1 protein-coding gene is annotated in these 2,713 nt (G+C 63.1%); it reads left to right on the top strand.

The genetic code is table 11. From position 1 onward, the window contains the following. A partial coding sequence (locus D1646_RS16305; RefSeq protein WP_160637490.1) for an S-layer homology domain-containing protein occupies window positions 1–2,484 on the top strand: 2,484 nt, incomplete at its 5' end. Between the last annotated feature and the right edge of the window lie 229 nt (window positions 2,485–2,713).

Raw genomic sequence — 2,713 nt, 5'->3', positions numbered from 1 at the left:
GAGGCCGGCTTCGGTGAGTACACCCGGGAGTTTACCGCCGCCGACTTCAAGCCCGGCGACATTATGAGCATGAGCGGCCACTGCTGGATCTGCCTGGGCACCTGTCCCGACGGCAGCATCGTCATCGCCCACTCCACCCCCTCCGACAGCAAGAACGGCAAGGGCGGCGGCGGCATCCAGATTTCCGGCGTCAGCGATACCCCCAACAGCCAGGCCTATCAGCTGGCCAAGTTCTACATGGAGAAGTATTATCCTGAGTGGAGCTCCCGGTATGACGCTGTCCAGCGGGGCATGAGCTATGTCACCAACATCAGCAACAGCAACAACGGCAAGTTCTCCTGGACCATTGGTCAGGACGGCCTCACCGACCCCGACGGTTTCCGGGATATGAACGCGGAGCAGGTCCTTCAGGCCCTCTTCGGTGAAACCGAGAGCGTTCTGGGTGTGGCCGACGGCACCTACTCCAATGTGGTCTACGCTGGCATCCCCGGTCTGGGCACCTTCGGCGCCTTCACCTGGGACGACGACTTTACCCGGTGGGTGGACAAGCCGGACATGGTCCATGGCTTCTACATGGACGGCCAGCTGAAGACCCTCCAGATTGCGACCCCCGGCGCGGTGGATGAGGACGGCTGCAAGCCCGCTTCCGCCTATGTCCTCCAGAACAAGCTGGCTGAGGGCTATGTGTACAATATCACCGTAGCCAAGGGCGTGGTGACCGCAGTGGAGCCCGCCTCCGGCGTGGAGGGCACCGTCACCAGCGTCTCCGCCGATAGTATTACAGTGGACGGTAAGACTGTGGCGCTGGACAGCGATACGCAGTTCTACGCCATCACCTCCCAGGCGGGCGGCGCTCAGGTGAAGCCCATCAGTGCCTCTGAGCTGCGGGGCAAGACCGTGAAGGCCTACGGCAATCCCGCCAAGGTGGTTTATCAGGCCTTCGTAGCCAAGCCCTACACCCCGCCCGTCCAGGGCACTCCCGGCCAGCGCACCCTGAAAAACTTCCTGGCCACCGCTATGACCCCTGTGGGTACCGGCCTGTATGTCTACGGCGGCACCTGGAACTGGGAGGACGGCGACAACACCGAGGGCTATGGCTCCAGTCTCCAGGCGCGGACCATCGGCATCCCCCAGACCTGGATTGACTTCTTCCAGCAGCAGAATACCGATTTCAGCTACTTGGGCGATGACTACACCTCCAGCTACTATCCCCACGGCGGCTGGAATCAGTACTACTACGCCGGTGTGGACTGCTCCGGCTATGTGGGCTGGACCGTCTACAACATTATGAATACCAAGTCCTTCCAGCCCGACCAGCCCTACTATGTGGGCTACGCCAGCAACCGGGGCACCGCCCTGGAGAAGGCCGGCATGGGCACCACCACCAAGACCTTCACCGCCGCCGACTTCAAGCCCGGCGACATCTTCTGTATGAGTGGCCACGTGTGGATCTGCCTTGGCGCCTGTCCTGACGGCAGCCTGGTGATCCTCCACTCCACCCCCTCTGACAACCGCAACGGCACTGGCAACGGCGGCGGCGGTATCCAGCTCTCCGGCCTCAGCGACAAGCCCAACAGCCAGGCCTATCAGCTGGCCAGGCAGTACATGGAGAAGTACTATCCCCAGTGGAGCGCCCGGTACGCGGCGGTGCAGAAGAGCTACACCGACTATGTGGATATGGGCAGGAGCGGCACCGGAAAATTCTCCTGGAAAATCAGCTCTGAGGGTCTCACCGACCCCGACGGCTACCTGACCAAGAGTGCCGAGGAGATTTTGAAGGACCTGTTTAAGGACGCTACTGTTCCCGGCGGCGGCTCCGGCGGTTCCAGTTCCGGCGGCAGCAGCTCCGGCGGTTCCAGCTCCAGCGGCAGCAGCCGGCCCGGCACCTCTACCAAACCCGGCACCCCCACAACGCCCACCGACCCCAGCGGACCCAGCACCTCCGGCGCGCCCACCGCGTCTGACTACGTTGACGTGCCCGCCGGCGCTTACTACACCAACGCTCTGAACTGGGCGCTGGAGAAGGGCATCACCGCCGGTACCGGAGCCAACACCTTCGGGCCCGACTCCCGGTGCAGCCGCGCCCAGATCATGACCTTCCTGTGGCGTGCCGCCGGTTCTCCCACCGTCAGCGGCGGACCTACCTTCTCCGATGTGGCCGATGACGCCTACTATGCCGCTGCCGTCCAGTGGGCGGTGGCTCAGGGCATCACCTCCGGCACCGGCGCGGACACCTTCAGCCCCGACGGCACCTGTACCCGCGCTCAGGCCGTGGCCCTCATCTATAAGGCCCTGGGCTCCCCCGAGGTCAGCGGCACCAACGGCTTTACCGATGTGGACAGCAATGCCTACTACGCCAACGCCGTCCAGTGGGCGCTGAGCAAGGGCGTGACCTCCGGCACCAGCGCCACCACCTTCAGCCCCGACTCCCAGTGTACCAGAGCACAAATTGTCACCTTCCTCTTCAAAGCCTTTGAAGGCTGACCCCAGCAAAAGAGACTGCCTCCCACGGGCAGTCTCTTTTTATTTATGGAGGCGCCGTCCCTCGTTTTTGAGTTTGGCGAAGCGGGTCGGGATTGACCCGCTGGCACTGCTTCTACTTGAAATTTGAAATAGAAGCAGTCGTCCTAAGACAATCCCCCGCCTTCGCTTCGCTCAGGGGCCCCCTTTGCCAAAGGGGGCAAGCGGCTGCGCCGCTTGTGGGGCCCTGCAA

Source organism: Pseudoflavonifractor sp. 60, from assembly GCF_009911645.1.
Taxonomy (GTDB): domain Bacteria; phylum Bacillota; class Clostridia; order Oscillospirales; family Oscillospiraceae; genus Lawsonibacter.
This window is presented reverse-complemented; position numbering and strand designations above follow the sequence as displayed.